Genomic DNA, 5,439 nt, shown 5'->3' with positions numbered 1-5,439 from the left:
TTCGGCCTGGGCTACCCGGCGTACACCCACTTCACCAGCCCGATCAGCCGTTACACCGACCTGCTGGTGCACCGGGTGATCAAGGCGCTGCTGGGCGGCAAGAAGTACCAGCTCGATGCCAAGCTGCTGGCCGCCGAGCCGCCGGTGACGGTGCGCAAGGGCGGCAAGCCGGTCAAGGGTGCGGTGGCCGGCAACGCCGGCGCGGCACGTGCGCACGGGGCCGACGTGTGGGAGATCGCGGGCGCGCACTGCAGCGCCAACGAGCGCCGGGCCGACGAAGCCTCGCGCGACGTGGAAGCCTGGCTCAAGTGCCGCTACATGCGTGAGCGCCTGGGCGAGGAATTCGGCGGCACCGTCACCGCGGCCACCAGCTTCGGCCTGTTCGTCACGCTGGACGGGTTGTACGTGGAAGGCCTGGTGCACATCACCGAGCTGGGCGGCGAGTACTTCCGCTTCGACGAGGCGCGGCAGGAGCTGCGCGGCGAACGCAGCGGCGTGCGCTACACCATCGGCAGCCGCGTGCGGGTGCAGGTGAGCCGCGTCGACCTCGACGGCCGGCGCATCGACTTCCGCATGGTGCGTGAAGGCGAGCCCGAACGGCCGACGGGCCGCGGCGGGCGCGAAGGACGCGAAGGGCGCGACAGCCGCGAGGGCCGCGACAAGGGCGGCGAGCGCCGTGCCGCCGCCAGCGCGGTGGAAGAACTGGCCGCGGTGCAGGAGGCCGACCGCAGCGTGAAGGCCCGCACCCGCAAGGCGGCGGGCAAGCGCAGCAGCAGCAACGGCGCCAGCCGGAAGTCGTCGGCCACGGGCAAGACGCGCAAGCGCCGCTGACGGGTCTTCCGGGCCGGGCGCCGCCGCAGCGGCGGGTCGCCCGCGCCCAGGTGCCGATCAGCGGGTGTGCAGCATCGCCTCCACCAGCTCGGCCGCGCGCAGCGGCCCTTGCAGACCTTGCAGCAGCGCCTGGTCGGCTGCGGCGCCGTGGCGGCGCACCGCTTCCAGCGCTGCGGCCCAGCCGTCCTGCCGCGGCAGCTGCGCCCAGGTGCCGCCCAGCCAGCCGGCCAGCACGTCGCCGGTGCCGGCGGTGGCCAGCAGCGCATTGCCGGTGGGGTTGATCACCGGCAGCCGACCCGGCGCGGCGATCACGCTGCCCGAGCCCTTGAGCACCACCACCGCATCGAATCGCGCGGCCAGTTGCAGCGCGGCATTCAGGCGGTCGGCCTGCACCTGGGTGGTTGTGCAGCCCAGCAGCCGCGCCGCTTCCAGCGGGTGCGGCGTGAGCACGCTGTGCTGCCCGCGGCGGCCGCGGCCGGCCAGCGCCTGCTGCAGGCGGGCGTCCGTGGCCACCGCGTTCAGCGCATCGGCGTCCAGCACCAGGCGCGGCGCCTGTGCCAGCACGGCCGGCAGCACCTCGGCCACCGCCGAACCACCGCCGCAACCGCACACCACGGTGGACTGGCTGAGCAGGCCCTGCGGCTGCAGCCAGACCTGCGGCCGGTGCATCTGCTCGGGCCGGCCGTCGTCGTGGCCGCTCGCCGGGTCCAGCGGACTCAGGTAGACGCGACCGGCGCCCGCCGCCAGTGCGGCGCGGGCCGCCAGTCGGGCCGCACCGGCCATGCCGGGGGCACCGCCTACCACCGCCACATCGCCGAAGGTGCCCTTGTGCTGCGCATGGCCGCGCGGCGCGAAGGGCGGGGCCGTGCTGGCGCCCAGCCGGGCGAGCGGCGCTTCGGCGGCCAGCAATTCGGGGTCGATGCCCAGGTCGTCGTGCCACAGCCGGCCGCACAGCCCGCGGCCCTCGGCCGTGAAGAGGCCGGGCTTGAGCACCAGCAGGCTGAGCGTGTGCATGGCCTGCACCGCCAGCTCGCCCAGCCGCGCGCCGGTGTCGGCGTGCAGGCCGGAAGGCAGGTCCACCGCCAGCACCGGCGCGCGCTGCGCGTTGGCCCATGCGATGGCCTGGGCCACGGCGCCCTTCGGCGCGCGGCTGGCGCCCAGGCCCAGCAGGGCGTCGATCACCAGGTCGGCCGCGGGCAGGGCTTCGTCGGCGGTGTGCAGCCGCACGCCAGCCTCACGTGCACGCAGGTAAGAGCGCGCGGCATCGGGCGGCAGCGCCTGGGTGTCGGCGGTGGTCAGCCACACCGCCACCTGCCGGCCGGCGCGGGTCAGGTGCAGCGCCGCCTCCAGCCCATCGCCGCCGTTGTTGCCGGGGCCGGCCAGCACCGTCACCCGCTGCGCATGGGGCGCCACCGCCAGCGCCAGCCGCGCCACCGCCAGGCCGGCGCGCTGCATCAGCGTGTGCGGCGGCAGGCCGGCCGCAGCGGCCGCTTCGAGGCGACGGGCGGCCGCAATGCCGTGCAGGGGCAGCGGCGTGTCGGCGGGCAGGACGGGGGCAGGGCGTGTCATCGTTCACTCCTGGGATGCCGCCGGGCAGGCCTTCAGCGCAGGCGGTCGATTGACAGCCGGCTGGTGTCGATGGCCGGCGCGCGGCCGCCGATCTGGTCGGCCAGCACCCGCGCCGAGCCGCAGGACAGCGCCCAGCCCGATGAGCCATGGCCCAGGTTCAGCCACACGCCCGGCGCGCTGCCGGCGCCCAGCACCGGAGGACCGTCGGGCAGCATCGGCCGCGCGCCCTTCCAGCGCTGCGCCTGGGCCAGGTGGGCGGCGCCGGGGAACCAGTCGTGCAGCACCTTGTACAGCGTGTCCAGCGGCGCCTGCGACCACTGGCCCGCCGCGCCGCCGATTTCCGCCGCGCCGGCCACGCGCACCCGCTGGCCCAGGCGCGAGATCGCGACCTTGTACTTCTCGTCCATCAGCGCGGCGCGCGGGCCGAAGTCGGGGTGACCTTCGACGATGCGCAGCGGCGCGGTGATCGAATAGCCGAAGACGGGCTGCATCGGCAGCCGCAGCCCCAGCTTGTTCAGCAGCGGCAGCGAGCCCAGCGCGGCGCACAGCACCACCGCGTCGTAGCGCTCGGTCTGGGCGGGTCCGGCCGGCTCGTCCTGCACCTGCTCGACAAAGCGCAGCACCGGCGCGGCGCCCGGCTCGATCGCCTGCACCTGGTGGTGGAAGCGAAAGCGTGCGCCCAGGCGCTGCGCCTCGGCGCGCAGCAGCATCGCGAACTGGCGGCAGTTGCCCACACCGTCCTGCGCCAGGTGCACGCCGGCATGCAGCGGCGTGTCCGCCTGCAGGCCGGGTTCGATCTCGCGGCAGCGGGCGGCATCCACCAGGTGGAAGTCCACACCCATCTCGGCCAGCAGCTTCAGGCCATGGCGCGCCTGCGATACCTCGCGCGGCGTGCGCAGCAGCACCAGCAGGCCTTTCGACTGCTCGAACTCCAGGTGCAGCGCCTGCTGCAGCTCGGTCATGCGATCGCGGCTGTAGCGGGCCAGCGCATGCATGGCGGCGCGGTTGGGGCCCCACACCGCCGCATCGCAGGCGCGCCACCAGCGCCACAGCCAACCCAGCGTGGCCGGCCCCGGCAGGCCGCCGAAGCGCACCGCCGCATGGCGGCTGAACAGCTGCCGCAGCACCTTGCCCGGCATGCCCGGCGCGGCCCACGGCGTGACGTAACCCGGCGCCAGCACACCGGCGTTGGCAAAGCTGGTTTCTTCGGCCACAGTGCCGCGGCGCTCGAAGACTTCCACCTCATGGCCATCGGCCGCCAGTTCGTAGGCGGTGGTCACGCCGACGATGCCGGCGCCGATCACGGCGATGCGCATGTCAGGCGAAGGCGCCGGCCGCCAAGGGGCGGCAGGCGGCTGCAGGAAGGGGGCGGACGCGCGAGGACGCGCTGACGGAAAGCCGGTTGAGCATGCTGAAGGAGGTGCCGAACCACGCAGGGCGTGCGGCAAAAAGGTGAGGGCGCCGGGCCCGTGCTAGAATCTTGTGGTTTACCCGCTCTCTGCCATTGGGGCAGGGGTGCCAACGGTAAATCAATCGCGAATCCGGCTGCTGAAAGGTGTCGGAACGGGTGCCGCAAAGATCATGCAGACCATCTGCGGATCGCTGGCTACCGCAGGGCAAAACCGCCTTGCTTTTCCGTTTCGATTCACGCCGGATTCTAGACCCAACCTTCGGAGTCTCCATGTCCGTCACGATGCGTGAAATGCTGGAAGCCGGTGTCCACTTCGGCCACCAAACCCGCTTCTGGAACCCCAAGATGGCCCCGTACATCTACGGCCATCGCAACAAGATCCACATCATCAACCTCGAGAAGACGCAACCGCTCTTCGAAGAGGCGATGAAGTTCATCCGCCAGCTGTCGGCCAAGCGCGGCACGATCCTGATGGTCGGCACCAAGCGCCAGGCCCGCGAAGTCGTGGCCGAGGAAGCTCAGCGCTGCGGCATGCCCTATGTCGACCAGCGCTGGCTGGGCGGCATGCTGACCAACTTCAAGACGGTCAAGGGCTCGCTGAAGAAGCTCAAGGACATGCAGGCGCAGGTCGAGGCCGGCACCCAGCCCGCCATCAAGAAGGAAGCGCTGCTGTTCCAACGCGAGATCGCCAAGCTCGAGAAGGACATCGGCGGCATTGGCGACCTGACCGCGCTGCCCGACGCCCTGTTCGTCATCGACGTCGGCTACCACAAGATCGCCATCGCCGAAGCCAAGAAGCTGGGCATTCCCATCATCGGCGTGGTCGACACCAACCACTCGCCGGTGGGCATCGACTACGTGATCCCCGGCAACGACGACTCGGCCAAGGCCGTGGCGCTGTACGCCCGCGCCGTGGCTGACGCCGTGATGGAAGGCAAGGCCAACGCCACCAACGAACTCGTGCAGGCCGTCTCGGCCGGCGACGACGAGTTCGTCGAGGTCAGCGAAGACGCCTGATCCGCGCCCATGGACAGCGGCGGTGCCACCGCACCGCCGGAGCCGACATTGTTCGAAAGGGGCCGCTGAGCCCCTTTTTCACTCAACGGAGAATCTGAGATGCCCGCAATCACCGCAAGCATGGTCGCCGAGCTGCGCGCCAAGACCGATGCGCCGATGATGGAATGCAAGAAGGCGCTGACCGAAGCCGAAGGCGATCTGGTCCGCGCTGAAGAGATCCTGCGCGTCAAGCTGGGCAACAAGGCCGGCAAGGCCGCCTCGCGCGTGACCGCCGAAGGCGTGGTCGCCGCATCGGTCAACGGCACCACCGGCGCCCTGATCGAAGTCAACTGCGAAACCGACTTCGTCTCGAAGAACGAATCGTTCCTGGCCTTCGCTGCGGCCGCCGCCAAGCTGGTGGCCGAGCAGAACCCGGCCGACGTGGCCGCGCTGTCGGCCCTGCCGTACGAGCAGGACACCTTCGGCCCCACGCTGGAAGACGTGCGCAAGGGTCTGATCGGCAAGATCGGCGAGAACATGTCGATCCGCCGCTTCAAGCGCTACGCCGACGGCGGCCAGCTGGCCAGCTACCTGCACGGCACCCGCATCGGCGTGATCGTCGAGTTCGACGG

At 71.6% G+C, this 5,439-nt stretch carries 5 protein-coding genes; 3 read left to right on the top strand and 2 right to left on the bottom strand.

What is annotated here, in order from left to right; genetic code table 11:
• The coding region (locus ABNT58_RS28710) for a S1 RNA-binding domain-containing protein (RefSeq protein WP_348756761.1) at nt 1-831 on the top strand (831 nt) is incomplete at its 5' end.
• Between the two features lie 57 nt (nt 832-888).
• Here ABNT58_RS28710 and ABNT58_RS28705 read toward each other — a convergent pair.
• Both ABNT58_RS28705 and ABNT58_RS28700 read right to left on the bottom strand, forming a co-directional pair.
• Complete coding sequence (locus tag ABNT58_RS28705) at nt 889-2,400, bottom strand: NAD(P)H-hydrate dehydratase (protein ID WP_348756760.1); 1,512 nt, start codon at nt 2,398-2,400, stop codon at nt 889-891.
• A 32-nt stretch (nt 2,401-2,432) separates the two neighbouring features.
• Nucleotides 2,433-3,716, bottom strand: coding sequence for a D-amino acid dehydrogenase (locus ABNT58_RS28700; RefSeq protein WP_348756759.1), 1,284 nt, complete (start codon nt 3,714-3,716; stop codon nt 2,433-2,435).
• Nucleotides 3,717-4,081: 365 nt separating this feature from the next.
• On the opposite strand from ABNT58_RS28700, the gene rpsB reads away from it, so the two are divergent.
• Together rpsB and tsf are read left to right on the top strand one after the other, a co-directional pair.
• Nucleotides 4,082-4,828 (top strand): 30S ribosomal protein S2, encoded by a 747-nt coding sequence (gene rpsB, locus ABNT58_RS28695; RefSeq protein ID WP_348756758.1) that lies wholly within the window; start codon nt 4,082-4,084, stop codon nt 4,826-4,828.
• A gap of 99 nt (nt 4,829-4,927) precedes the next feature.
• Nucleotides 4,928-5,439, top strand: a 512-nt coding sequence (gene tsf / locus ABNT58_RS28690) for a translation elongation factor Ts (protein WP_348756757.1), incomplete at its 3' end; no start/stop codon positions are given.

Source organism: uncultured Aquincola sp. (genome assembly GCF_964001545.1).
Taxonomy (GTDB): Bacteria; Pseudomonadota; Gammaproteobacteria; order Burkholderiales; family Burkholderiaceae_C; genus Aquincola.
This window is presented reverse-complemented; position numbering and strand designations above follow the sequence as displayed.